This window comes from Peribacillus sp. TE19612, assembly GCF_056279465.1.
Genome location: NZ_JBWCCL010000010.1, coordinates 197286 through 223017, shown reverse-complemented (window position 1 = coordinate 223017; position 25732 = coordinate 197286). Strand labels below are relative to the sequence as shown.

The following is a 25732-nucleotide window of genomic DNA, read 5'->3' as shown; positions in this document are numbered from 1 at the left end:
GCTCGACTTGCATGTATTAGGCACGCCGCCAGCGTTCGTCCTGAGCCAGGATCAAACTCTCCGAAGAAATGTTTGACTTGCTCATTTGCTTTTTTGATAGTGTGTGCTCACTTAAAATTTAACGTTGGCGCTTTGTTCTGTTCAGTTTTCAAAGAGCGATTTATCGTCGTTACTTCGTAAGCGACTTTAATAATATATCATCTATATTATTTCTTGTCAACGACTTTATTCTTTCGCTGTCGACTTAGTTATTATATCTAGTATCAGGAATAAAAGCAATAGTTATTTTAAAATAAATAATATACATCCATTCATAGATTTCAAATACTATGACTTTACCCCTGATCAAGAAGAAAAAGCTTACATTTCAAGAGTGGAATTTTTCTTTAAACATTATAGTATTTCTTCTATATATAATTCACGATTAATCCCTAAATTGATATTTTTGCCCACTATCCATCACCTTTACGACCGGTCTTGTTTGACCCGGCTTCCTATGGAAAAATTAGCGTAGCTTGATAACAAGGTTTTAACTACCGCAATATCAAATTTACCAAAGTCATCATGGAAGATCATTTCCAATACCTTAAACGGTGACTGTTTCTTTCTATATGCCCTTTCGGAAGTCATGGCGTGAAATACATCTGCAACAGCAATGATTTTTGAAAATAAGTTCATGGGCTTTGTTGGGATAACCCGTTCCATCTAACCTTCCATGATGCTCTAGAACGGCTACCTTCACACTATCCTTAATGATGGAACTATCCTTTATCATCTTGTAGCTGAAAATGGGATGGGCATGTATCTCCTTATAATCATCTGCCGTCAGGCTTTCCCTTTTATTTAATAATCTTGGTGGCAGCTTTGCCATCCCGCAATCTGCCAGACATCCGCCAATTGCAGCTTGATAGACATCAGCCCTATTGCATTTCATTTTAAATGCAATATATCCTCCTATCAATCCAATGGAAATAGCATGATGAAATACATATTCTTCTTTATTGCAATAGTGGTGCAGCATCAAAATGTTTTCTGGTTCCTCTAAAGCCTTGTCCATAAGGGGGGATCATGATTAAACGGATCATGGCCACTTCGACTTTACTGCCCGCCTGCCAATTTTTAAATAATCGTTTATATGTTTGTACTGACTTAAGATACAAATCAGTAAAATCCGATGACTTTCCCCTTTCTTGCAATTCTGGATCGATTACTTCTTTCGGCAAAAATTTCTTTCCATCAATCAAAGTTTTTTCAACGCTTACCTCTGTTATTAAAAAAGCTTGCAATGCCTCAATTAATCGCGTGGTCAATATTGTTTTTTCATACATTATGGGGCGGTTCGAAAGACCTCTAATCTCTTTAGAGATGCTGCAGCCTTCAATTAAATAGTGAGTTTTCACTAGCAAAACGTTTCACCTCGGAAGTATTAATGAGTATCAGTTTACTTGAAAAACATGGTGAAAACTATTTTTTTATGATCGATCAAATACCTAAAAAAAAGCAATTTATCAGGAAATCCCTTCGAGGCAAACGAGTCTTTTTACCCAAACCCGAACACTCTGATATCACTTTGAAACCGAGCTAATGCAAAAAAAACCCAGCTTTATTGCTGGGTCTACAGTTTTTTTACGGTTTATACAATTTGAACGTTGCCTGCAGATACTCCCGCTTTCTCATTGTTTTAAAAATAATCAAAGGGAATTTCAAAAGGGGTTCGGAATTTTAATTCCGAACCCCTTTTTTAGGAAAAGATTATTCTTCCGTATCTTTTTCAGTTTCTTCATTTTCTTCATTTACAGTAGGTTCAGGATCAGAATCCGGATCTAGAGTTGTTACAGCCTCTATATCCATGTCTTTTTCTTCTTCTTCTTCCCTTCCTACGATGGCCACCGTAGAAACATATTCATTATCTGCGGATTCGAGTCGGATGAGCTTAACACCCTGTGTATTACGGCCCGTTTTAGAAATGCCTTCGACTTCCATTCGGATCAATACACCAGCTGCTGTAATCAGCATCAAATCTTCATCTTCACCCGTAACTGTTTTCACGGCTATAAGTTCACCATTTTTCTCAGTGACATTACATGTTTTTATTCCTTTGCCTCCACGGCTTTGAATACGGTATTCTTCCGCAGAGGTCCTTTTTCCATAACCGTTTTTCGTAACGATCAGGACTTCTTCATCATCTTCAAGAATTTCCATTCCGACAACTTCATCATTCGTCCCTAAGGAAATCCCTTTTACTCCTGCTGCAGTACGTCCCATTGTCCGTACATCCGTCTCAGGGAAACGAATCATCATTCCGGACTTCGTTCCAATTATGATCTGTTTCTCTCCATTCGTAAGTCGGACAGAGATCAATTCATCATCTTCACGTAAACCTAGGGCAATTAAACCGTTATTACGGATATTTGCAAAAGACGATAAAGGTGTACGCTTTGATATACCATGTCTGGTCGTGAAGAATAAATACCAATCGTCCGCAAATTCCTTCACAGGTATGATTGCGTTGACCCACTCGCCTTTATCGACTTCCAACAAGTTGATAAGCGGCAATCCTTTTGCCGTCCTGCCATATTCAGGTATTTCATATCCTTTTGAACGATAGACTTTACCTTTGTTGGTGAAGAATAATAGAGTGTCATGAGTCGAAGTGGTTAACAAGTGACCGACAAAGTCATCTGTATTCGTTCCCATACCCTGTATTCCGCGCCCCCCGCGTTTTTGACTGCGGTATGTGGTTGCAGGCAAGCGTTTAATATAACCGTTATGCGTAAGTGTCACGATTATATTTTCCTCTGGGATTAAATCTTCATCTTCCAGGCTTTCAAAGCCGGCTAATGTGATTTCAGTTCTCCGTTTATCATCAAAACGTTCTTTAATTTCAAGAAGCTCTTCACGGATAATTTCAAGAACCTTTTCCTCATCAGCAAGAATTGCTTTATATTCTGCAATTATAGCCATTAATGCCTGATATTCATCTTCGATTTTTTCACGTTCCAGACCTGTCAAGCGCTGTAAACGCATATCCAGGATAGCTTGCGCCTGTTTTTCGGAAAGTGAGAATTGTGTCATTAAGCCTTCACGGGCAATATCTGTCGTTTGGGAACTGCGGATCAACGAAATGACTGCATCCAAATTATCAAGTGCAATACGCAAACCTTCTAAAATATGGGCACGGGCCTCCGCTTTCCGCAGTTCAAATTCAGTCCTGCGCCGTATGACTACCTGCTGATGCTCCAAGTAGTAGCGCAGGCATTGTTTTAAATTCAGCACCTTTGGCTGACCGTCCACCAAAGCAAGCAGATTGATTCCGAAGGTGGTCTGCATCGCGGTATGCTTATACAGGTTGTTTAAAAGGACATTCGCATTAACATCCTTTCGAAGCTCCATGACAATACGCATGCCATTGCGATCCGATTCATCCCGTAAGTCGGTGATGCCTTCGATTTTCTTATCTCGGGCAAGTTCTGCTATTTTTTCAATCAATCTTGCTTTATTCACTTGATAAGGGATTTCCTTAACAAGGATTACCTGTTTACCATTCGGTTTCTCTTCAATCTCGACTTTCGCCCGTTGAATGATTGACCCTTTACCGGTTTCATAGGCCTTTCTGATTCCGCTTCTCCCTAAAATCAAACCAGCTGTCGGAAAGTCCGGACCAGGAATATATTCCATCAACTCTGGAATTGTAATCTCAGGATTCTTGCTTAAAGCCAATACGCCGTCAATTACCTCACCTAATTGATGGGGCGGAATATTGGTTGCCATTCCTACCGCTATTCCTGATGAACCATTCACCAACAAGTTCGGGAAACGGGCAGGCATGACGGCTGGTTCTCTTTCTGAACCATCGTAGTTATCCTGGAAATTGACCGTATCTTTATTTAAGTCCCGGAGTAACTCCATCGAGATTTTCGACATTCTCGCTTCGGTGTACCTCATTGCGGCAGCTTGGTCACCATCGACCGAACCGAAATTCCCATGTCCATCTACAAGCATATAGCGATAGTTAAAAGGTTGCGCCATCCGTACCATCGTTTCATATACTGCCGAATCACCATGCGGGTGATATTTACCGATAACTTCCCCGACAATACGGGCTGATTTCTTAAATGGTTTATCCGAAGTCATTCCAAGATCGTTCATTGCATAAAGAATTCTTCGGTGTACCGGTTTCAAACCGTCCCTTACATCAGGTAAAGCCCGCGACACGATAACGCTCATCGCATAATCCAAAAACGATGTCCGCATCTCGGTACTTATATTTATTTCTTTAACACCTGATCTTTCATTTTCTGACATGGAGCCAACCTCCTAATAAAAGCTTATATCTCATTTAATTTTAACTGTTCATGCACTATGTAAAGAACAGGATGTAAAAAGCATCCTGTCAAAAATCAGATATCAAGATTTTTTACATAAATTGCATTTTCTTCAATGAAGTTACGTCGCGGTTCCACCTTGTCGCCCATCAGCATCTCGAAAGTTTCATCTGCCTCGGCGGCATCTTTCAAACTGACTTGAAGCAGCGTTCTCGTTTCTGGGTTCATGGTCGTTTCCCACAATTGCTCCGGATTCATTTCCCCCAGCCCTTTATAACGCTGCAGGTTAGGCTTTGGAGTACTTGGCAAACTTGCCATGATTTCTTCAAGCTCGCGGTCATTATAAGCATAATCCACTTTTTTCCCTTGCTGAATCTTGAAAAGTGGCGGCTGAGCAATATATATATATCCATACTCGATGATTTTTCGCATATACCGGTAGAAGAATGTCAACATCAGTGTTCTGATATGGGCACCATCCACATCCGCATCGGTCATGATAACAATTTTATGGTATCTAGCTTTTTCAGTATTGAATTCATCACCAATCCCTGTTCCAAGTGCTGTGATGATCGTACCTATTTCTTCATTATGCAGGATTCTGTCCAATCGCGCTTTTTCAACATTAAGGATTTTACCCCTTAGCGGCAAGATAGCTTGGAAATGGCGGTCCCGCCCTTGTTTTGCCGATCCTCCCGCAGAGTTTCCTTCAACGATGTATAATTCGCTGATACTCGGGTCCTTAGAAGAACAATCTGCCAATTTACCTGGTAGATTCGATACTTCCAAAGCACTTTTCCTCCGGGTCAATTCACGTGCTTTCTTCGCTGCCAATCGGGCTCGCGCTGCCATTTGCCCTTTATCTACAATTTTTCGGGCCACGGCAGGATTTTCGTATAAGAAGGCATCAAGTCGTTCCGAAAGAATGGAATCAGTAACCGTTCTTACCTCAGAGTTTCCGAGTTTGGTTTTCGTCTGACCTTCAAATTGTGGATCAGGATGCTTAATCGAAATGATTGCCGTTAAACCTTCCCGGACATCTTCACCTGAGAAATTGGCATCAGCTTCTTTTAAAAGACCATTTTTCCGTGCATAATCATTGATGACACGGGTCAAAGCAGTCTTGAATCCTGATTCATGTGTACCGCCTTCATAGGTATGGATATTATTGGCAAAAGAAAAGACATTACTGATATAGCTGTCATTATATTGCAAAGCCAATTCAACGGAAATTCCATCTTTCTCGCCTTCCATGAAAATCGGTTCCTCATGCAATACCTCTTTAGAACGGTTCAAATGCTCAACATAAGATTTGATACCGCCCTCATAGTGGAACTCCCTGATTTTTTCTTCTTCTTCACGTTTATCTTCAATGATCAGCTTCAACCCTTTATTCAGGAATGCAAGCTCACGGATTCGTGTGGCTAATGTATCGAAGTCATATTCCAGGGTATCCGTGAAGATTTCACCATCAGGAATGAAGTGTACAGTCGTTCCGGTATGATCGGTTTCCCCGATGATTTTCAAATCTTCTTTTGGGATACCGCGGTTAAATTGCTGATAATGGATTTTACCTTCACGATGAACGTAAACTTCCAATACCGTGGATAAGGCATTAACTACTGATGCCCCCACACCATGCAGACCGCCGGAGACCTTATAACCTCCGCCGCCAAATTTACCGCCCGCATGAAGGACCGTCATGATTACTTCTACAGCTGGGCGTCCCATTTTTTCATGGATCCCCACAGGAATTCCCCGACCATTATCGACTACGGTTATGCTATTGTCTTCTTCGATCGTCACTTTGATTTCCGTACAGAAACCGGCTAGTGCCTCATCAATACTATTATCGACAATTTCCCAAACAAGATGGTGAAGTCCTTTTGCAGAGGTAGTGCCGATATACATCCCCGGACGTTTACGAACTGCTTCTAAGCCTTCTAAAACCTGTATCTGATTCTCATCGTATGCCTGAGCTTGTACTTCTTTTTGTTCCATTGTCATACGTATCACCTACACTTTTCTTTTGGCATTATCAATTTTAAGGAGTAATTATAACGTTTAGCTACAATTCAAAGAATATCTATATCATCGATTAAGAGCGATGGCTGCAGTGAACGCTTTTTCAAAGTGGACGACGCAAGCGGTGAATAATATACCTGTTTGTCCGTCACTACAATCGATTTAACCGAGTTTTTTGCTAAATGGGAAGTTACATCAGATTTTTTCTCCAAAAATTCACTCATGATTGGAGAGGCCTGGAGCAGCTTCTTATCTAAAATGGCTATGACATCGTCCGTTTTCACAAGAATGTCTTCACCAATATGGAGATACATACATTCACCTCATCATTTAACCTTTTTTATACTTCCTTGACTAACATAAAAGGTGGACGCTTCTCTTAGGGTTTGATGATCGATTCCATCAACGGAGGGTGTCGTCACGAATGTTTGCACTTTCCCTTGTATCGTATTCAGTAAATGGGATTGACGGAAATCGTCAAGTTCCGATAACACATCATCCAATAATAAAATGGGATACTCGCCGATTTCTTCATGGATCAGCTCAATTTCGGCAAGTTTCAAAGACAGGGCCGTTGTGCGCTGTTGTCCTTGTGAACCGTATGTCTGGACATCACGGTCATTCACAAAAAAAACCAGGTCGTCACGATGAGGACCTACCAGTGTTACACCCCGTTCAATTTCCCTTGTTTTTATTTTATCAAATTTTTCTGTGTATACTTCTATCATTTTCGTCAAATCCATAGATTCTGATACATCAAGCGACGGTTTATATTGGATTTTCAATACTTCTAGATTTCTGGAGATCCCCGAATGAATCGGCTCTGCCCATTGCTGGAGCTTTAAAAGAAACTCGTATCTTCTTTCGACAATTTTCGCTGCATACCGAATAAATTGGTCGGTCAGCACGTCAAGCATCGTCGTATCCGTTTGTTTCCGGGTCTGCAGAAGCTTTAAGTAATGATTTCTTTGTTGAAGTATTTTATGATATTGGCTCATATCATGAAGGTATACGGGAGAAACCTGGCCAATTTCCATATCTATAAAACGGCGTCTGACTAGAGGACTTCCCTTTACAAGGTTTAGATCCTCAGGCGCAAACATGACCACATTCATATTTCCGACATATTGACTCAACTTTCTTTGTTCAATATGGTTGCACTTCGCCTTTTTCCCTTTTTTTGAAATGGTCAGCTCAAGTGGTATTGAGGTATTTCTCTTTCTAACTCTTCCCTCTATTTTAGCATACTCTTCATCCCAGCGAATAAGTTCTTTATCATTTGAGGTGCGATGAGATTTTGCCATTGCTAAAACGAAAATAGATTCCATGACGTTTGTTTTTCCTTGAGCATTTTCGCCGAGGATTACATTGACTTTATTCTCAAAAGTCAGATTCAATTCGGTATAGTTGCGGTAATTTTTCAAACTTATATTTTCAATATACATATTCCGCTCTTCCCTTATGTTTTAGCTTGTAATTGTGTAGGTGCCAAATCCAGGAATCTCTATTTTATCACCTGATCTTAATTTTCTGCCTCTTCTCACGTCTAATTCGCCATTAATGTAAACCTCGTATTCACTTAAGAACCATTTCGCCATTCCGCCGCTTTGGATTAAATCGGCCAATTTCAGGAATTGTCCTAGCGTAATATATTCAGTATTGATTTTTATGGAGTCCATTTCATGCCTCACTCTTTTCTAAGTAGTCTTTAATATTTCATTTTACTAAATTAATCCCATTAAGACAAAGTATAGCTTTTTCAGTTCTTATTTTTAGCGATTCAGCGTTCCGTACAGCATTTAAAAAACGCCAAAAACCCTTTGGAAATCTATCTTTAAATATAAAAAAATTAAAGACCTGCTACACAAGCCTTTAATTTTTTTGAAATATTATTTTAGCTTAGTAAGTTCTTACCGGGAGAATTAATTGCAGCATGGAATCGTCATGTAGCGGACGAATGACAAACGGACGCATTGCACCTGTGAAATTAATTTTTATATCGAAACCTTCCAATGCCTTTAGAGCATCCATTACAAATTTGGCACTGAATGAGATCTTCAGGTCTTCACCTTCAATGGCTTCTGCCTGAACTTCCTCAATTACTTTACCAATTTCAGGAGTATTGGAAGAGACTTCGATTATACGGCCTTCCAGGGTTGTCAATTTAACGACATTATTTCTTCCTTCTCTCGCCAATAAAGAAGCCCTGTCGATCGCTTGAAGGAAATCCTTGGTGTGAACAGTCACATCGGTTTTGCTATCTGATGGAATCAATCGTGATGTATCGGGATAATTGCCTTCAAGAAGTCTTGAGAAGAATAATAAATTTTCAGCTTTGAAAAGTACTTGGTTTTCGGTAATGACGATTTCAATGAGTTCATTTGTATCATCAAGGATTTTACTTAACTCATTCAGACTTTTACCTGGGATGACAACGCTATAGGTCCCGTTAATTTTATTTTCTATTTTGGCTGTTCTCATTGCAAGCCTATGACTATCTGTTGCAATACAGGTCAATTCGTCATCTTGAACCTTCAAGTTTACACCTGTTAAGATGGGGCGTGTTTCTGACGTGGACACTGCAAAGCCAGTTTGGCGGATAAGGGTCTTTAAAAGGTCCGTTGGAAGTTTGAAAATATTTTCTTCTGCAATGATCGGAAGATGCGGATATTCCTCAGGATCCAGTCCATTAAGATTAAATTCAGCTTTTCCCGAGCGAATAATCGTTTGAAAGTTATTCTCCACTTCAATTTCTACAGTATCCATCGGCAGCTTTTTGACAATTTCACTGAAAAAACGGGCATTCAGGACAATACCGCCGCTGCTTTTAACTTCAACAATTTCATCTCCGTCAACCTCAGCGGGAATGAATGATTGGATGGAAATATCTGAATCACTACCTGTTAGAGTGACCCCCTCACTAGTAACGCTTATCTTTATCCCTGTTAGGATCGGAATTGTCGTTCTTGATGTGACTGCTTTCATTACTTCTTGGACACTATGAACTAATCGATCTCTTTGGATTATAAATCTCATGTTTCATCCTCCAATTTTTTTATTGCCGAATAGGCATATTTATTAATAATTTTTATTAAAAAAGATAGTAGTAATAGTAGTAGGCCCTGTTGATATGTGGATAAGTCCACTCAACCTAAGGAAAAACAGTCTATCCACATGTGGACAGACTGTGTGTAAGTAGTCGCCAGTTATTCACATTATCCAGAATCCATTATACCCTCAGCTGGTCCTGGATTTCTTTAACCTGACGTTGAAGCTGGGTGTCCGTTTGCATGAGCTTGGAGATTTTTTCATGCGCATGGATGACGGTCGTATGATCGCGGCCTCCAAATTCATCACCTATCTTGGGCAGGGATGAGTCCGTCAATTCCCTGGAAAGATACATGGCAATCTGTCTTGGAAAGGCCACGGATTTAGTCCGTTTTTTCGCCTTGAAATCCTCAAGTTTGACACTATAATGTTCACCGACCGTCTTCTGGATTTCCAAGATGGTGATTATTTTAGGTTTTGAGCTAGGAATGATGTCTTTTAATGCTTCAGCTGCCAAATCGGCATTTATATCTTTATTGATCAATGAAGAATAAGCGACGACACGAATAAGTGCACCCTCAAGCTCACGAATATTGGAATCGATTTGGTTGGCTATATAGAGCATGACTTCGTTCGGGATATCAAGACCCTCAGCTTTTGCCTTTTTACGCAATATGGCAATCCGCGTTTCCAGATCAGGCGGCGTGATATCCGTGATCAAGCCCCACTCAAACCTTGAACGGAGGCGATCCTCTAGTGTAGGTATCTCTTTTGGCGGGCGGTCACTCGAGATGACGATCTGTTTGCTTTCTTCATGTAGCGCATTGAATGTATGGAAAAACTCTTCTTGAGTTTGTTCTTTTCCCGCAAGAAATTGAATATCATCAATTAATAAAACATCCACGCTTCGGTATCTATCACGGAATTCCCCAGCTTTATTGTCCCGGATCGAGTTGATGAATTCATTCGTGAACTTTTCAGACGATAAATAAACGACCTTCGCATTCGGATTATGCTCTAGAACATAATGCCCGATTGCATGCATTAAATGAGTTTTTCCAAGGCCGACGCCCCCGTATATGAATAAGGGATTATAGGCTTTGGCCGGAGCTTCTGCGACAGCGAGAGACGCGGCATGGGCAAAACGATTGCCGGAGCCGATGACAAATGTATCGAATGTATTTTTCGCATTAAGCATATGCTGTGGAAATGCAGCATGCTCTTTATCCTGTTTTTTTATCTTTTTAGGCTGAACAGGAACGGCAAAATCATCATCTTCTTGATTGGGGGGAATGATGAATTTTGCTTCCAATTCCTCACCGGTAAGTTCAAACAATACATCGGAAATAAGATGGGAATAGCGTTCTTCAAGCCAATCCCTGGCAAATTCATTGGGAGCGGTGACTGTTAATGTATCACCTTGCAGTAAATAAGCCTTGGTTGATTTAAGCCAAGTTTCAAAGCTTGGTTTACTGATTTTCTTTTCGATTTTTCCGAGCGCCTGGTTCCAGAGGCTATCGATGTTATCCAAACTTATCCCTCCTTTGCAAAAAAAATTTTAATCATTTTATTTAAATGTATAGGCACAAATAAACTCATCGATTGCCGTCTTCATATTAATTTTGACAGCAAAGGTTCGGTGAGCTGTATTAAGGAATTTTTGTGTTGTGTAATGTGAAGTGCCCAAAACTATATCTTGCGCTGTACAACCTTTGTACAGACTACATCTGGTGAGCCAGTGTAGATTTGAATGTTTATTCATCAACAGGTATTTTAAGAAATATATAATAAAGAAGAAAAAAGGGTTTTCGACAATATCCACCATCTGTGGACAGATTAATATACACAGGTCGGATAAACTATCCACAAGTTATTCACAGTCTGTGGATAAACGTTACCTGTTGATAAAGTTATTCAGAGTGAAAACACAAATATAATATCAGAAATTCAGGCGTCTTGCAATGGGTTAGAAAACTTTATCCACAACTTACCGAGCTTGTGGGAAAAACTTTTCCACAGGCCATTGTTATGTGCAAAAGTCTCTAAAATGAGATGTGGATAGAAAAAAACATGTCGAATTTTATCCACAGACGGTGATTATAGGCTCGAATTAATTTGATATGAACCAGGTGTTCAAGCCGGAAGACCTCCATGGGGAAAGATCGAAAGTGATTCAGGTTCATTCTTATAATTTGTCGAATGTTGTGTCGGAAAGGAGGATTACTTGCGAATCTCATATTCGTGCTCATGGATAAAATGATGGAAATTTCCCTTTCCCCAAAAATTTCTATATCAGTTCGGGGCAAAATCATTTACAATAGGCTAGGTAGTAAAAAAAGGCCTACTGGACATTGAGCATTAAAAAAAGAAATTTTTTATGGATGAGGTTGACAAGTAGAAACCTCCATCTATATAATTGTAAAGACTGTCTTTAACTGTTATTCCTCAGGGAGGTGTCATATAATGAAAAGAACTTATCAACCGAATAACCGCAAACATAGTAAAGTTCACGGTTTCCGTGCACGTATGAGCACGAAAAACGGACGTAGAGTAATCGCTGCACGTCGCCGTAAGGGCAGAAAAGTATTATCTGCATAGACCACTGAAAAGTCTCAGTGGTCTTTTTTCGCAAAATAAGGGATTTACTGAGACTCAATTCATGTAATGAAGGTGTAAAAATGAAAAAAAAGTTAAGGATTAAGAAAGAGGATGAATTTCAGCTTGTGTTTAAAAAAGGTGAATCTTCTGCTAATCGGCAATTCGTTGTCTATGTCCTTGAAAAGCCGGGTCAGGATCATTTTAGGATCGGCCTTTCTGTCAGTAAAAAAATCGGGAACGCCGTTGTAAGGAACCAAATCAAAAGATACATACGGCAAGCGTTTTTGGAATTGAAAGAAGATATAGAAGAGGGTAAGGATTATATTGTGATTGCTCGAAAACCAGCGGCGGAGATGGACTTTTTCCAGGTGAAAAGCAGCTTGATACATGTCCTGAAGCGTTCTAAATCACTAAACTTTAAAATGAAAAAACAATAAAGTCCCCTTAATCCTCGTATCATATGGTTACTTGAGTAAGATGACATAGAAAATTCCGATTGTAACTGTGGTAAATGTGGATTACTTTTCCTTGAAATCTTCTAATAAACAGTTCACAATTGTTTCAAAAAAGATTGATTGCAGTTAGGAGGAAATTAAGGTTGAAAAAACGAATATTACTCATTATTGGACTAGCCTCGATAATGATGCTGTTGGCAGGGTGTACGGAAATTAAAGAACCTATTACTGCGGATAGTGAAGGTTTTTGGAATTCATACATTGTCTATCCATTATCAGCCCTGATCATCTGGCTTTCTGAAGCATTCGGCGAGAACTATGGTTTGGGAATCATCGGCGTTACACTAATCATTCGCCTGGCATTACTTCCATTAATGATCAAACAGGTGAAAAGCTCGAAAGCCATGCAGGCCATTCAGCCTGAAATGAAAGAACTTCAAGCTAAATACAGCTCAAAAGATGCTGCCACACAACAAAAACTACAGCAAGAAACAATGGCTCTATTTTCGAAATATAATGTGAATCCATTGGCGGGATGTTTGCCGATATTGGTGCAAATGCCGATTTTGATCGGATTTTACCATGCAATCAGCCGTACGGAAGAAATTGCTTTACATAGTTTTCTTTGGTTTGATTTAGGTTCCCCGGATCCTTATTATATTTTACCGGTCGTTGCAGGTATCACGACTTTCATCCAACAAAAGATGTCCATGGTTGGAATGAACTCCAACCCACAAATGGCTGCACAAATGACGATGATGCTTTACATCATGCCAATCATGATTGTTGTATTTGCTATTAATTTCCCCGCTGCTCTTTCTCTTTACTGGGTAGTTGGTAACATCTTTGGTATCGTGCAAACATATTTCATCAAAGGTCCGGATCTTAGAAAAGCAGCTGCGGAAAACGCGGGAGGGGCAAAGAAAAAGTGAAAAAAGTGACTGCTACAGGACAATCTGTCGAAGAAGCAGTAAATTTAGCTTTAGCTCAATTGAACAGCACTAAGGATCGCGTGGAAATTGAAGTAGAAGATGAAGGCAAAAAAGGGTTTTTTGGTTTATTTGGTGCAAGGAAGGCAATCGTCCATGTTACATTGCCTCCGGATCCCATTGAAGAGACACTTGGATTTTTGAAGGATGTCTGCGTCGAAATGGAAGTCAATGCACAAATAGATGTCACCCGTAAAGGTAAGAACGTAACATTCCATTTATCAGGTGATAAAATTGCATTATTGATTGGAAAAAGGGGTCAAACACTAAATTCACTTCAGTATTTAGCACAGCTGGTAGCTAATCGATATTCGAAGCAGTTTTTGAATATTACCGTAGATGCAGAAGATTATCGAAGCCGTCGCAATGACACCTTAATCCAATTGGCTGAAAGAATGGCAAATAAAGCCACGAAAACAGGTAAAGCTGTTTCATTGGAGCCGATGCCATCCTATGAACGTAAGGTCATCCATAATGCTCTCCTGGATTATCCAAAAATAAAAACAACCTCAAGTGGGACGGAGCCATATCGTCACTTGGTCATTACTCCACTTAAATGAACCTTCTGCTTTTAAGCAGGGGTTCTTTTTTTTAGGCATTGTATGTCGAATATTTTTTTTGCGAATTTTCCATTCAACAATAAGTGACAAACTTTTTATATTTTCTTGATCCGTAAAGGGGATGGAAGAAAATGAAGCGTGCGATATTTGTTATTCACATGTGGATAAGTTAAAATGGTTGTTACAGAATATGGATTAATGGCGTGTGGATAACTCTTGGAAGGAAGGAGTATCTACTTTTTTTCATGAATATACTGTGGTATTGTAGTAATTTAGGGATTCGACGATTTTATTATCAGAAAAAAAATAGAACCATCAATATATAAGAGGTGAAAGCATGGAATTCGATACAATCACCGCTATCTCTACTCCCTTAGGGGAAGGGGCAATCGCCATCGTTAGAATCAGCGGTGATGAGGCCATAGAAATAGCCGATAGGATCTTTAAAGGACCAGGTGGAAAAGGATTGCTTGAAGTGAAATCACATACGATTCATTATGGCCACCTTATCCAGCCTAAAACAGGTGAAATCATAGAGGAAGTCATGGTTTCGGTCATGATGGGTCCAAAGACATTTACAAGGGAAGATGTAGTTGAAATAAATTGTCACGGTGGAATCGTTTCGGTCAATCGGGTACTGCAGCTTATTCTCTCACAAGGTGCTCGTTTAGCGGAACCTGGTGAATTTACGAAACGGGCCTTTTTGAATGGCAGGATCGATCTTTCCCAAGCTGAGGCCGTTATGGATTTAATCCGTGCCAAAACGGATAAAGCCATGAATGTTGCATTAGGTCAAATGGAAGGACGGCTTTCGAAATTAATCCAAAATCTGCGTCAGGAAATTTTACAGACCCTCGCTCAAGTCGAGGTAAATATAGATTATCCGGAATATGATGATGTCGAAGAAATGACGCATCGTTTATTTTTGGAAAAAGGCAGTTATGTGAAGAATGAAATAGAGAAACTGCTTCACACGGCCCAACAGGGGAAAATCCTTCGGGATGGGCTTGCGACCGTTATCATAGGTCGTCCTAATGTCGGAAAATCTTCATTGCTTAACAGCTTAGTTCATGAAAACAAAGCGATCGTCACCGATATTCCAGGTACAACACGTGATGTTATTGAAGAGTATGTCAATGTTCGCGGTGTACCGCTTAAACTTGTCGATACAGCAGGAATTCGCGAAACGGAAGATATCGTTGAACGAATTGGAGTTGAACGGTCTCGTGCAGTATTAAAAGAAGCGGATTTAATATTGCTTGTATTGAACTATTCCGATGATTTCACTACTGAAGATGAGAAACTATTCCAAGCGGTTGAGGGAATGGATGTTATCGTTATCATCAATAAAACAGACCTTCCACAAAAAATCGATATGGCAAAGGTTAATGAAAAGGCGGCATCCCATAAAGTTGTTACGACTTCATTACTGGAAGATCGAGGGGTCGATGAATTGGAAGAAGCGATCGCTTCTTTATTTTTCGAAGGTTCTTTAGAAACGGGAGACCTGACCTATGTTTCCAATGCAAGGCATATAGCTTTGCTGGGACAGGCATTACAGGCAATCGAAGATGCAATTGATGCTATTGAAATGGGTACACCGGTTGATTTGGTTCAAATCGATTTCACGAAAGCATGGGAGTTACTTGGAGAAATCATTGGCGAAAGCGTTCAGGATAATTTGATCAACCAATTGTTCTCTCAATTTTGTTTAGGAAAATAAACGTAAAAGGAGGAAAAGGATATGCAATACGAAGCAGGTAGCTATGATGTCATTGTTATTGGTGCCGGTCATGCTGGCAGTGAAGCAGGCCTTGCAGCTGCAAGAGTCGGAGCTAAAACGTTGATGATCACCATTAACTTGGATATGGTCGCCTTTATGCCATGCAATCCCTCCGTCGGCGGGCCGGCAAAAGGGATAGTCGTTAGGGAAATTGACGCTTTAGGCGGGGAAATGGGAAGAAATATCGACAAGACCCATATTCAAATGAGGATGCTCAATACGGCAAAAGGTCCGGCCGTTCGTGCTTTGCGGGCGCAGGCAGATAAATTTCTTTATCAGCAAGAAATGAAAAAGACGATAGAAGACCAAGAAAATTTGACATTGATTCAAGGAATGGTAGAGGAATTAATTGTTGAAAACGACGTATGTACGGGTGTCATCACTAAAACAGGTGCGGTGTATCGTGCGAAAACTGTCGTAATCACGACGGGAACATATTTACGCGGTGAAATCATTTTAGGGGAACTGAAATATTCAAGCGGCCCTAATAATCAGCAGCCTTCCATCAGGCTTTCCGAACACTTGGAGCAGTTAGGATTTGATTTGGTCCGTTTTAAAACAGGAACGCCTCCACGTGTGAATAGTTCTTCTATAGACTACAGCAAAACGGAAATTCAGCCTGGCGATGAAGTGCCTCGTGCCTTTTCTTATGAAACAACAAAGTTCATAACGGATCAATTGCCATGCTGGTTAACGTATACGAATGAGGGTACACATCAGCTCATTGATGAGAATCTACACCGTTCACCAATGTATTCCGGAATGATTAAAGGAACCGGACCGCGTTATTGTCCATCGATAGAAGATAAAGTCGTTCGTTTTAATGATAAACCACGGCATCAAATCTTCTTGGAACCTGAAGGTCGCAATACAAAGGAAGTTTATGTGCAAGGTTTATCCACCAGTCTACCTGAAGATGTGCAAGTGAAAATCCTGCAAACAATTCCGGGACTTGAAAAAGCGGAAATGATGCGTGCTGGATATGCAATTGAATATGATGCCATCGTTCCTACGCAGCTATGGCCTACACTTGAAACGAAGAAAATCAAAAATCTATATACTGCTGGACAAATCAACGGGACATCCGGCTATGAAGAAGCAGCAGGACAAGGATTGATGGCCGGTATTAATGCAGGATTGAATGCAATGGGTAAGGAAGAACTGATTTTAAGCCGTTCGGATGCCTATATTGGTGTTCTCATTGATGACCTTGTAACGAAAGGCACGAATGAACCATACCGATTGCTGACTTCACGTGCAGAATATCGTTTATTATTGCGTCATGATAATGCCGATCTACGCTTAACGGAAATTGGATTCAATATCGGAATGATCAAAGAAGAACGCTACAAACGTTTCCTTATGAAAAAAGAAGCGGTTGAAATGGAAAAGCAACGATTGAAATCAAACTTCATCAAGCCGACCAAAGAGGTGCAAGAAGTCATTACTGCAAGTGGCGGCAGTGAGTTAAAGGATGGAATCCGTGCCTCCGATTTATTGAAAAGGCCTGAAATGGATTATTCCCATATTCAGAAGTTGGCGCCAAGTGATGTCGAACTGAGTGAAGAAGTGACGGAACAGGTCGAAATCCAGATCAAGTATGAAGGATATATCGAAAAATCCTTGCAGCAAGTCGATCGCCTGAAAAAAATGGAGAACAAAAAGATTCCAGAGAATATCGATTATGATGCAATTTCTGGTCTTGCAACGGAAGCACGTCAAAAATTAAAGCAGGTCCACCCGCTATCAGTAGCTCAGGCTTCAAGAATTTCCGGTGTGAATCCCGCTGATGTTTCCATTCTGCTTGTTTATTTGGAACAAGGTAAGATTGCCAGAGTGTCTCAGTAACGGAAATACCCGAAAAGGATTGAAAAAACATGAATATTGAACAGTTCCAACAAGCACTGCTGGAGAAAGGGATCGAGCTTTCTCCTCACCAGCTTGATCAGTTTGACACATATTATCGATTATTGGTGGAATGGAACGAAAAGATGAACTTAACAGCCATCACAGATAAAGAAGAAGTTTATCTTAAGCATTTTTATGATTCAATCAGTGCAGCCTTCTATTTTGACTTTAACGAATCCTATCGAATTTGCGATGTTGGGGCTGGAGCTGGATTTCCGAGTATTCCATTGAAGATTTGTTTCCCTGATATCCACGTCTCGATTGTGGATTCCTTGAATAAGCGAATTTCTTTTTTGAATCACCTTGCGGATTCATTGCAATTAAAGGGAGTATCTTTTTATCATGACCGGGCGGAAACCTTCGCCCAAAAACCGGAGCATCGTGAATCCTATGATATTGTCATGGCGAGGGCGGTAGCCAGGATGTCGGTTTTAAGTGAACTATGTTTGCCGCTTGTTAAACTGGATGGGACGTTCATTGCCATGAAAGCGGCTAGTGCACAAGATGAAATGGATACAGGGAAGAAGGCCATTTTTACATTAGGCGGAGAAATCGAAGAAATTCATCCTTTCACATTGCCAGAGGAAAATAGTGAAAGAAACATCATTACTGTAAAAAAAGTGAAGAAGACTCCTAAAAAATACCCAAGAAAACCAGGGACACCGAATAAGCAGCCTATTGAATAACCTCTGTACGATGAGTATGATTTCATAGTAAGAGCAGAGGATTCAGATATATATGGCTGGTACTTGCCCTTATTTTCTTTTACTATAAATGTATGACCTTATTATTTTCACTTAATACTGCATTTGCCAACAAGAAGGCATTTTCGGTACAGGTTAAGACGTGTGCCCTTAGCTAGCTGATTCAGGGAAATAATTTTGGGAAAGCCGGCCGATATTTATAAAAACTGGCCGTCGACCCTCATTATTGCCTTGATGGCGCCAGTCGACATGTTTTTTACAGTGAAGGGCCATATGTATAACCATGTCGGGAAATGTATGCAGGACTTGTCCTTTAAATAGAGAATATGTTATTTGGGAGTTTTAAAAGGTGGTGTAGGAAGATGAAGCATCCTTTTTCGCGGTTCTTTGGGTTTGGCGAAAAAGAAGAAGAGCAACTAGAGATGGAGACACCTAGCAATAATAATGAAGAAATAAGAAAAATTTCCATTTCTGACATTGTGCCTAATCGATTTCAACCAAGGACCGTTTTTAATGACGATAAAATTGCCGAATTGGCTCAAACGATCCATACACATGGGATCATTCAACCAATTGTAGTAAGGGCTTATGGTCAGGGAAAATATGAAATCATTGCAGGTGAGCGTCGTTTCCGGGCCATGCAAAAGCTTGGCTGGGAATTGGCACCTGCTATAATCAAAGATTTCACCGATACAGAAACGGCTTCGGTTGCGCTGATAGAAAACCTTCAGCGTGAAGAACTGACACCGATTGAAGAAGCTTTGGCTTACGGAAAACTATTGGAGCTGCATAGTTTAACCCAAGAAGCCCTGGCACAAAGACTGGGAATCGGTCAATCTACCGTGGCGAATAAGCTGCGGCTGCTTAAGCTGCCGCAGGAGGTTCAGGATGCACTTCTTCAAAAGCAAATTACGGAACGCCATGCCCGCTCGTTGATACCGTTAAAGAGTCCTGAAAAGCAGTTAAAACTGCTTTTGGAAATCATCGAAAAAGGGTTAAACGTCAAGCAGACCGAAGAGCAGGTCGTCAAGCTCTTAACGGGTACTGTGCAGAAGCCGAAACCTAAGCGAAAAGCGTTTAGTAAAGACATGAGGATTGCCGTGAATACCATCCGCCAATCACTCAGTATGGTTACAGACAATGGAATAAATCTGGATGCAGAGGAAGAAGAATTCGAAGAGTATTATCAGTTCACGATTAAAATACCCAAGAAAAAAACTTGATTCCCCATCCTTAGCCCGCTTGGTAGTCTCCGATTACCAAGCTTTTTTTATTTTCTCTCCAAAACTGGCATTTTCCACTTTTAAAACATTCAACTTTTCCTGGATTTTTAATGCTTTTAGATGTATTTCAAATTTTAAGAGGAATTTCAGAAAACGATTTCTTCCAGTAACATTCATGATAAAATAGAAAGAAATAATTGGATTCACGGTAAAAATCAATAGATATAGCTTCATGAAGATAGTTGAAAGCGGGTGAATTCGTGGGTAAGATTCTCGCCATTGCCAATCAAAAGGGCGGTGTTGGAAAAACGACAACTTCTGTCAGTTTAAGTGCTTGTCTTGCATACATTGGACAGAAAGTCTTAATGGTCGATATTGACCCGCAGGGAAATGCGACAAGCGGAGCAGGTATTGACAAAGCAGATGTGGAACAATGTATTTATGATGTATTGGTTGATGATGTTGAGGCCAGTACCGTTATCATGGAAACAAAGGTAGAAAACCTATATGCTATACCTGCGACAATTCAACTTGCGGGTGCAGAAATTGAACTTGTTCCAACCATCTCAAGGGAAGTCCGATTAAAAAGGGCGTTAGAAGAGGTGCAAAGCCAGTATGATTACATTGTGATTGACTGTCCTCCATCATTGGGTTTGCTGACGCTTAATGCCTTAACGGCCGCCGATGCTGTTTTGATCCCGGTACAATGTGAATATTATGCATTGGAGGGTTTGAGTCAACTATTGAATACGGTCCGCCTCGTCCAAAAGCATTTGAACCATGATTTGAAAATCGAGGGTGTGCTATTGACGATGTTGGACGCAAGAACAAATTTAGGTCTCCAGGTCATAGAAGAAGTCAAAAAATACTTTCAGGATAAAGTCTACCAAACCATCATTCCCCGCAATGTCCGTTTGAGTGAAGCACCGAGCCATGGAGAACCGATAATTATATATGATCCAAAGTCACGAGGGGCGGAGGTCTATCTAGAATTGGCAAAGGAAGTGGTATCAAATGGCTAAAGGGCTTGGCAAAGGACTTAACGCACTACTTTTCAACAGTGGGGAGATCAGTAAAGATGAAATCGTGCGCGAAATCAAATTAAGGGAATTAAGGCCAAATCCTTATCAGCCCCGAAAGAGCTTTCGGCTAGAAGCTATAGAGGAATTAAAGCAATCCATCATGGAGCATGGGATATTACAGCCGATTATTGCCCGGAAAAGTATTAAGGGATATGAAATCGTGGCTGGGGAAAGGCGTTATCGTGCTGCCAAGGAAGCTGGCTTAGAGACAGTTCCAGTCGTTGTGAGGGAATTGAGTGAACAGCAGATGATGGAACTGGCCATTTTGGAAAACCTGCAACGGGAAGATTTGAATCCGATCGAGGAGGCTGCCGCTTATCAAACGCTTCTTGATAAATTGGAATTCACCCAGGAGCAGCTGGCCAACCGGCTGGGAAAAAGCCGACCCCATATTGCCAACCATGTTAGATTACTATCTTTGCCTGAAGGAATTAGGAGATATATCTCCGATGGGGAAATTTCCATGGGACATGGCCGGGCATTGCTGGGTTTAAAGAAAAAAGAGATGCTCAAGCCGGTAGCGGATAAAATCCTCAAGGAAGGTATGAATGTCAGACAGCTAGAGCAGTATATACATCAATTGAATGATACCGTTTCACGTGAAACCAAACCTAAGAAACAAGAGAAAAAAGATATCTTCATAAAGCAAAGGGAGACAAGTCTGCGTGAAAGACTAGGAACGAGTGTAACGATAAAACAAAGCAAGAAAAAAGGAAAAATAGAAATAGAATTCTTTTCAAAAGAAGATTTAGAGAGAATTTTGAACTTGATTGATCAAGAGAACCTTTCCTCTTAGATCCCCTTATGAAAAGATCATGAAGACTTATGCAGAAAATTAGGTGGATGAGATGGTATTATTAGGGGCTTTGGTGAATGGTGCCTGCATTTTAATCGGCTCGATTTTAGGAAGGTTTTTACAACGTATACCTGAAAAGATTAAAGAAACGGTCATGAGCGGTATCGGTTTAGCCGTGATGGTTTTAGGTTTGCAGATGGGGTTTAAAAGTGATAATTTCCTTGTTGTCATTTTAAGTATTGTCGGCGGGGCGGTCCTCGGTGAATGGATGAATCTTGAGGGCAGGCTTAATTCTTTAGGCAATTGGATTGAACGCAGGATGAAAGCGAAGGAAGGAACCTCGATATCTCAGGGGTTTGTAACGGCTACGCTCATATTTGGGATTGGGGCGATGGCCATTATCGGTGCCCTGGATAGTGGTATCCGGAATGATCATGACGTTTTGATAACAAAAGCGATAATCGATGGATTCACAGCACTTGTCCTCGCCAGCACGCTAGGCATAGGGGTACTTTTTTCAGCATTTCCGATCATTCTTTATGAGGGATTCCTGGCGGTTTTTTCAAGGCAGATCAATACGATGATCCCATCTGCATTAATGGATTCCTTCATATTGGAAATGACGGCAACTGGTGGAGTCATGATTTTGGCGATTGGTTTGAATATTATCGGTGTCACCAAAATCAGGGTGGCGAATCTGCTTCCGGGCATAATGATCACTGCCATTCTGGTTACTTTCATGTATTATGTATAAAAAAGAAGGAAGGGGCTGGCCCCTTCCTTCTTTTTTATGAAAAAACCGATCAAAGGGTTTTTTCTTGCTTGAATGACCATGTGAAAGGAGTGATGGAAGGTTTTATTGGATAATGATTTTGTGCTTCATAAATCCCCTCGGCAATGGTTTTGGCCATTTTTAGCACAAGATTAAGACGCGTGTTCTGCAAGACCATGAACTCCATGAATCCACTTACATTCACGATTCCTGTAATATGGGCATTTCCGACGGAAGGAAGATCTTTATTGACCCCGGCACCCGGCTTAACTGGTCCCTGGCCGATCTGAACGATGCCGACGCTTTTCATTTTCCCCAAGCAAGCATCGATTCCGACTATAAAGGCATTGGCATGCAGCTTTTTAATTTCATTTAATTTTTCCTGTAAATTCATCGCATGTATAGGGTCATCCAGAGTACCATAAACATGGAATGAAGAAGAACTGTTTTCAGCCTTTTCACTAAGCAGAGTGCCGACAAGTGGTCCGAGTGAATCGCCTGTGGAACGGTCTGTGCCTATGCAGACGATGACGATTGGTTGAAGCTTTCCTGTTGGGAGGAGGTTGATTAATTCCTGGGAAATTTGTTTGGATGCATCCGTATCTTCATGCAGGATGCGACTTAATCTATTTTTATTATTATTAAATAGACTAGAATTCAGATTCATCGGCTCAACTCCTTTACTTTATTTGGTATTACAGTATACGGATAAAAAGAGGAAAATATACGGTATTTAACATGATGGGTGAGGGAATTTTTTGTAAAACATGCAAACAGGTGAAGGGGATATGAATCGACGTTATCCTCTACCAATTGCTTTCATCTATACTTTCTAGTAAATAATCATTTGAATGTTCGGGAAAAAATTTCTAAATTCTATTAACTATATACCCATAATTTTTTTGTACAGAAACCATTATTTATTGATAAAATAGAGAAAATCTCTCTATTTCATGGTTACCTCCATGCATGGAGGGTAGAGGAATACGTCGAAGATATAATAGTTTTGCTGTTATTTGCATTAGGCAGGAGGAAAATATGGATCGCATTTATGATAACGTTGCAAAAGAGATATTGGATGAAAAGATATGGCTGCTGATGGGCGAGGGCATTATTAAAATCTTCCTTGTTCTGCTGTTATCGCGTATTATTATTACAATAGGAAAGACTATTCTGAATAAATTTTTCAAAGCACGTTTAAGAAGTCCCATTCGGGTAACGGAACGCAGGGAAGCGACACTCATTAAATTGCTGGAAAATATCATTACCTATGTCATCAATTTCATTGCCTTGTTGATGATTCTGGAGATTCTTGGTCTTCATGTAATGCCATTACTCGCAGGTGCGGGTGTTCTCGGTTTGGCCATTGGATTTGGCGCACAAAGTTTAGTCAAGGATATAATTACCGGGTTTTTCGTTATCTTTGAAGATCAGTTCTCGGTTGGGGATTATATTAAAATCAATACTTTTGAAGGGGAAGTCATTGAAATCGGGCTTCGTACGACGAAAATTAAAAGCGGTGCAGGTGAATTGCACTTCATACCCAACGGCAGCATCATCCAGGTTACGAATTATTCCATTTTAAATAGTGTGGCAATAGTTGATGTGACCATACCTAACGATGGATCGACCGAGCGTGCTGAGAAGGTGCTGATTGATCTTTTAAACAGTATGGAAGGCAAATACGAAGCCTTGATCAAAGCTCCTGAATTTTTGGGAATTGAAAAAATCAGTCCTGAAGAAATCGTCTTTCGGATTAAAGCGGAAACAAAGCCGATGCATCACATTGAAATCAGTAGGATATTAAGAAAAGAAATAAGTGCTGCGCTTGATGCAAGTGGGATTAAATCTACGTACAATGGCAGCGAGTCATAGGAATTGGGGGCCCATGATTATGGAAGAAAAGGAATTTGCACTTAAGGATATTGTGGAAATGAAGAAACCACATCCCTGTGGAGTGAATAAGTGGAGAATTATACGGCTCGGAATGGATATCCGGATAAAATGTGAAGGATGCGGTCATAGCGTGATGCTGCCTCGACGTGAATTCGCGAAGAAAATGAAAAAAGTTCTGCAAAAGCATGAGGGGTGATCATGCTTTTTTTTGGGGAGTGAAAGTAGTCCGGCGTTTCTCATGATTTACTTGTCTTTTTAGGAAGCGAAATCTATAATTGGGAAAGGTTTAGGTAATTGGATGGTCTTTATAGAAGATCAGTCCTTTTCCCATATGTACGAATCATCTTGAAGGAGTGAAATATAAATGGCTTTAACAGCTGGTATAGTCGGTTTGCCTAACGTAGGTAAATCCACTTTATTTAATGCAATAACTCAGGCAGGTGCGGAATCTGCCAACTATCCTTTCTGTACGATCGACCCGAATGTTGGGATTGTGGAAGTGCCAGATCACCGTCTGCAAAAATTGACTGAATTGGTAAAACCGAAAAAAACGGTTCCGACAGCATTTGAATTCACGGATATCGCCGGGATCGTAAAAGGAGCAAGTAAAGGAGAAGGATTAGGTAATAAATTCCTTTCTCATATCCGTCAAGTGGATGCAATTTGTCAAGTCGTCCGTTGCTTTGCAGACGATAACATTACCCATGTTTCCGGAAAAGTAAATCCAATCGATGATATCGAGGTCATCAATCTTGAATTGATCCTTGCCGATTTGGAATCTGTTGTCAAACGCATCGACCGTGTCGGAAAAATGGCCAAGCAAAAAGATAAAGCCGCTGTAGCAGAACATGAAATCCTTGTGGCTTTAAAAGAAGCATTGGAAGATGAAAAGCCTGCACGTTCCGTCGAGTTTACCGAAGAACAGCAAAAAATTGTGAAGGGCATGCATTTACTTACAGCTAAGCCGACGCTTTACGTGGCGAACGTGAGCGAAGAAGAAGTGGCGAATGCTGACGATAATGAATATGTACAGCAAGTTCGTGAATATGCCGCTAAGGAAAATGCCGAAGTAATCGTGATTTGTGCCAAAATCGAAGAAGAAATTGCAGAGCTTGAAGGTGAAGAAAAGGAAATGTTCCTATCTGAACTTGGCATCGAGGAGTCAGGTCTAGATCAGTTGATCCGTGCTTCTTATAATCTGCTTGGATTGGCAACATACTTTACAGCTGGTGTACAGGAAGTGCGGGCTTGGACATTCCGCAAAGGAATGAAAGCCCCTCAATGTGCCGGCGTCATTCACACGGACTTCGAACGCGGTTTCATCCGTGCCGAAACGGTATCTTATACCGATTTACTTGAAGCGGGCAGTCATGGTGCCGCAAAAGAAGCGGGTAAAGTTCGTTTGGAAGGAAAAGAATACATCGTTAACGATGGCGATGTTATCCATTTCCGTTTCAACGTATAAGAATCAAAGACCCTACCATTCCATATGTAGGGTCTTTTTTTAAGACTTAAATCATTAGATTACATTTAATTGTAATAAGTCGAACCGTTCGTTGCAAAGCCTC

At 40.5% G+C, this 25732-nt stretch carries 24 protein-coding genes and 1 rRNA gene; 14 read left to right on the top strand and 11 right to left on the bottom strand.

Annotated features, from left to right (window positions below):
• The 10 genes from ACZ9AO_RS18780 to dnaA all read right to left on the bottom strand — a co-directional run.
• A 16S ribosomal RNA gene (locus ACZ9AO_RS18780) occupies window positions 1–67 on the bottom strand; the annotation flags it as partial.
• A gap of 540 nt (window positions 68–607) precedes the next feature.
• Window positions 608–1057, bottom strand: a complete 450-nt coding sequence (locus ACZ9AO_RS18775) for an HD-GYP domain-containing protein (RefSeq protein WP_476109811.1) — start codon at window positions 1055–1057, stop codon at window positions 608–610.
• Window positions 999–1406, bottom strand: coding sequence for a hypothetical protein (locus ACZ9AO_RS18770; RefSeq protein WP_476109809.1), 408 nt, complete (start codon window positions 1404–1406; stop codon window positions 999–1001). Before ACZ9AO_RS18770 ends, ACZ9AO_RS18775 begins: the two co-directional genes overlap by 59 nt.
• 346 nt (window positions 1407–1752) lie before the next feature.
• A complete protein-coding gene (gyrA, locus tag ACZ9AO_RS18765) occupies window positions 1753–4305 on the bottom strand; it encodes a DNA gyrase subunit A (RefSeq protein WP_048687939.1) in 2553 nt (850 codons plus the stop codon).
• A gap of 95 nt (window positions 4306–4400) precedes the next feature.
• A complete protein-coding gene (gene gyrB, locus ACZ9AO_RS18760; protein ID WP_034316251.1) occupies window positions 4401–6326 on the bottom strand; it encodes a DNA topoisomerase (ATP-hydrolyzing) subunit B in 1926 nt (641 codons plus the stop codon).
• Window positions 6327–6400: 74 nt separating this feature from the next.
• A complete protein-coding gene (gene remB, locus ACZ9AO_RS18755; protein WP_034316197.1) occupies window positions 6401–6664 on the bottom strand; it encodes an extracellular matrix regulator RemB in 264 nt (87 codons plus the stop codon).
• Window positions 6665–6676: 12 nt separating this feature from the next.
• Entirely contained in the window at window positions 6677–7795 is a 1119-nt protein-coding gene (gene recF / locus ACZ9AO_RS18750; protein ID WP_476109806.1) for a DNA replication/repair protein RecF, read from the bottom strand.
• A gap of 21 nt (window positions 7796–7816) precedes the next feature.
• The gene (gene yaaA / locus ACZ9AO_RS18745; protein ID WP_034316192.1) at window positions 7817–8029 is read right to left on the bottom strand and encodes a S4 domain-containing protein YaaA; all 213 of its coding nucleotides are present in this window, start codon (window positions 8027–8029) and stop codon (window positions 7817–7819) included.
• A 220-nt stretch (window positions 8030–8249) separates the two neighbouring features.
• Entirely contained in the window at window positions 8250–9386 is a 1137-nt protein-coding gene (dnaN, locus tag ACZ9AO_RS18740) for a DNA polymerase III subunit beta (RefSeq protein WP_476109803.1), read from the bottom strand.
• A 193-nt stretch (window positions 9387–9579) separates the two neighbouring features.
• Window positions 9580–10929 carry a chromosomal replication initiator protein DnaA gene (gene dnaA / locus ACZ9AO_RS18735; RefSeq protein ID WP_034316187.1) on the bottom strand — a complete coding sequence of 450 codons (1350 nt, stop codon included), beginning with the start codon at window positions 10927–10929 and terminating at the stop codon, window positions 9580–9582.
• 932 nt (window positions 10930–11861) lie between these two features.
• Between dnaA and rpmH the strand changes: the two genes are divergently transcribed.
• From rpmH to ACZ9AO_RS18680, 11 genes are all read left to right on the top strand, one after another.
• Entirely contained in the window at window positions 11862–11996 is a 135-nt protein-coding gene (gene rpmH / locus ACZ9AO_RS18730; protein WP_034316183.1) for a 50S ribosomal protein L34, read from the top strand.
• Window positions 11997–12076: 80 nt separating this feature from the next.
• Window positions 12077–12433: a ribonuclease P protein component gene (rnpA, locus tag ACZ9AO_RS18725; protein ID WP_048687950.1), complete on the top strand. Its 357-nt coding sequence runs from the start codon at window positions 12077–12079 to the stop codon at window positions 12431–12433.
• Window positions 12434–12594: 161 nt separating this feature from the next.
• A complete protein-coding gene (gene spoIIIJ / locus ACZ9AO_RS18720; RefSeq protein WP_048687953.1) occupies window positions 12595–13383 on the top strand; it encodes a YidC family membrane integrase SpoIIIJ in 789 nt (262 codons plus the stop codon).
• A complete protein-coding gene (jag, locus tag ACZ9AO_RS18715; RefSeq protein ID WP_476109800.1) occupies window positions 13380–14000 on the top strand; it encodes an RNA-binding cell elongation regulator Jag/EloR in 621 nt (206 codons plus the stop codon). The genes spoIIIJ and jag overlap by 4 nt, the downstream gene beginning before the upstream one ends.
• A gap of 337 nt (window positions 14001–14337) precedes the next feature.
• The gene (gene mnmE, locus ACZ9AO_RS18710; protein WP_476109798.1) at window positions 14338–15723 is read left to right on the top strand and encodes a tRNA uridine-5-carboxymethylaminomethyl(34) synthesis GTPase MnmE; all 1386 of its coding nucleotides are present in this window, start codon (window positions 14338–14340) and stop codon (window positions 15721–15723) included.
• Between the two features lie 21 nt (window positions 15724–15744).
• Window positions 15745–17631 (top strand): tRNA uridine-5-carboxymethylaminomethyl(34) synthesis enzyme MnmG, encoded by a 1887-nt coding sequence (gene mnmG, locus ACZ9AO_RS18705; protein ID WP_318291595.1) that lies wholly within the window; start codon window positions 15745–15747, stop codon window positions 17629–17631.
• Window positions 17632–17660: 29 nt separating this feature from the next.
• Entirely contained in the window at window positions 17661–18377 is a 717-nt protein-coding gene (rsmG, locus tag ACZ9AO_RS18700) for a 16S rRNA (guanine(527)-N(7))-methyltransferase RsmG (protein WP_476109796.1), read from the top strand.
• A 380-nt stretch (window positions 18378–18757) separates the two neighbouring features.
• A complete protein-coding gene (gene noc, locus ACZ9AO_RS18695; protein ID WP_034316169.1) occupies window positions 18758–19618 on the top strand; it encodes a nucleoid occlusion protein in 861 nt (286 codons plus the stop codon).
• Between the two features lie 260 nt (window positions 19619–19878).
• Window positions 19879–20640, top strand: coding sequence for a ParA family protein (locus ACZ9AO_RS18690; protein WP_034316249.1), 762 nt, complete (start codon window positions 19879–19881; stop codon window positions 20638–20640).
• Window positions 20633–21496 (top strand): ParB/RepB/Spo0J family partition protein, encoded by an 864-nt coding sequence (locus ACZ9AO_RS18685; protein WP_476109793.1) that lies wholly within the window; start codon window positions 20633–20635, stop codon window positions 21494–21496. The genes ACZ9AO_RS18690 and ACZ9AO_RS18685 overlap by 8 nt, the downstream gene beginning before the upstream one ends.
• Before the next feature lie 52 nt (window positions 21497–21548).
• Window positions 21549–22250 (top strand): DUF554 domain-containing protein, encoded by a 702-nt coding sequence (locus ACZ9AO_RS18680; RefSeq protein WP_048687969.1) that lies wholly within the window; start codon window positions 21549–21551, stop codon window positions 22248–22250.
• Between the two features lie 49 nt (window positions 22251–22299).
• On the opposite strand, the gene yyaC is transcribed toward ACZ9AO_RS18680, so the two are convergent.
• Window positions 22300–22935 (bottom strand): spore protease YyaC, encoded by a 636-nt coding sequence (yyaC, locus tag ACZ9AO_RS18675; protein ID WP_053536995.1) that lies wholly within the window; start codon window positions 22933–22935, stop codon window positions 22300–22302.
• 371 nt (window positions 22936–23306) lie between these two features.
• Here yyaC and ACZ9AO_RS18670 point away from each other — a divergent pair, with 371 nt between their 5' ends.
• The 3 genes from ACZ9AO_RS18670 to ychF all read left to right on the top strand — a co-directional run bounded on the left by ACZ9AO_RS18670 (window position 23307) and on the right by ychF (window position 25629).
• Window positions 23307–24143, top strand: a complete 837-nt coding sequence (locus ACZ9AO_RS18670) for a mechanosensitive ion channel family protein (protein WP_048687973.1) — start codon at window positions 23307–23309, stop codon at window positions 24141–24143.
• 19 nt (window positions 24144–24162) lie between these two features.
• Window positions 24163–24360 (top strand): DUF951 domain-containing protein, encoded by a 198-nt coding sequence (locus ACZ9AO_RS18665; protein WP_048687975.1) that lies wholly within the window; start codon window positions 24163–24165, stop codon window positions 24358–24360.
• A gap of 168 nt (window positions 24361–24528) precedes the next feature.
• Window positions 24529–25629: a redox-regulated ATPase YchF gene (ychF, locus tag ACZ9AO_RS18660; RefSeq protein WP_476109789.1), complete on the top strand. Its 1101-nt coding sequence runs from the start codon at window positions 24529–24531 to the stop codon at window positions 25627–25629.
• Window positions 25630–25732 lie beyond the last annotated feature (103 nt).

Bases quoted from the DNA above. Each gene is read 5' to 3' on its own strand.
- ACZ9AO_RS18775 (WP_476109811.1), bottom strand. From the start codon at position 1,057: ATGGACAAGGCTTTAGAGGAACCAGAAAACATTTTGATGCTGCACCAC.
- gyrA (WP_048687939.1), bottom strand. From the start codon at position 4,305: ATGTCAGAAAATGAAAGATCAGGTGTTAAAGAAATAAATATAAGTACC.
- gyrB (WP_034316251.1), bottom strand. From the start codon at position 6,326: ATGGAACAAAAAGAAGTACAAGCTCAGGCATACGATGAGAATCAGATA.
- remB (WP_034316197.1), bottom strand. From the start codon at position 6,664: ATGTATCTCCATATTGGTGAAGACATTCTTGTGAAAACGGACGATGTC.
- recF (WP_476109806.1), bottom strand. From the start codon at position 7,795: ATGTATATTGAAAATATAAGTTTGAAAAATTACCGCAACTATACCGAA.
- yaaA (WP_034316192.1), bottom strand. From the start codon at position 8,029: ATGGACTCCATAAAAATCAATACTGAATATATTACGCTAGGACAATTC.
- dnaN (WP_476109803.1), bottom strand. From the start codon at position 9,386: ATGAGATTTATAATCCAAAGAGATCGATTAGTTCATAGTGTCCAAGAA.
- rpmH (WP_034316183.1), top strand. From the start codon at position 11,862: ATGAAAAGAACTTATCAACCGAATAACCGCAAACATAGTAAAGTTCAC.
- rnpA (WP_048687950.1), top strand. From the start codon at position 12,077: ATGAAAAAAAAGTTAAGGATTAAGAAAGAGGATGAATTTCAGCTTGTG.
- mnmE (WP_476109798.1), top strand. From the start codon at position 14,338: ATGGAATTCGATACAATCACCGCTATCTCTACTCCCTTAGGGGAAGGG.
- mnmG (WP_318291595.1), top strand. From the start codon at position 15,745: ATGCAATACGAAGCAGGTAGCTATGATGTCATTGTTATTGGTGCCGGT.
- rsmG (WP_476109796.1), top strand. From the start codon at position 17,661: ATGAATATTGAACAGTTCCAACAAGCACTGCTGGAGAAAGGGATCGAG.
- noc (WP_034316169.1), top strand. From the start codon at position 18,758: ATGAAGCATCCTTTTTCGCGGTTCTTTGGGTTTGGCGAAAAAGAAGAA.
- ACZ9AO_RS18685 (WP_476109793.1), top strand. From the start codon at position 20,633: ATGGCTAAAGGGCTTGGCAAAGGACTTAACGCACTACTTTTCAACAGT.
- ACZ9AO_RS18680 (WP_048687969.1), top strand. From the start codon at position 21,549: ATGGTATTATTAGGGGCTTTGGTGAATGGTGCCTGCATTTTAATCGGC.
- yyaC (WP_053536995.1), bottom strand. From the start codon at position 22,935: ATGAATCTGAATTCTAGTCTATTTAATAATAATAAAAATAGATTAAGT.
- ACZ9AO_RS18670 (WP_048687973.1), top strand. From the start codon at position 23,307: ATGGATCGCATTTATGATAACGTTGCAAAAGAGATATTGGATGAAAAG.
- ACZ9AO_RS18665 (WP_048687975.1), top strand. From the start codon at position 24,163: ATGGAAGAAAAGGAATTTGCACTTAAGGATATTGTGGAAATGAAGAAA.
- ychF (WP_476109789.1), top strand. From the start codon at position 24,529: ATGGCTTTAACAGCTGGTATAGTCGGTTTGCCTAACGTAGGTAAATCC.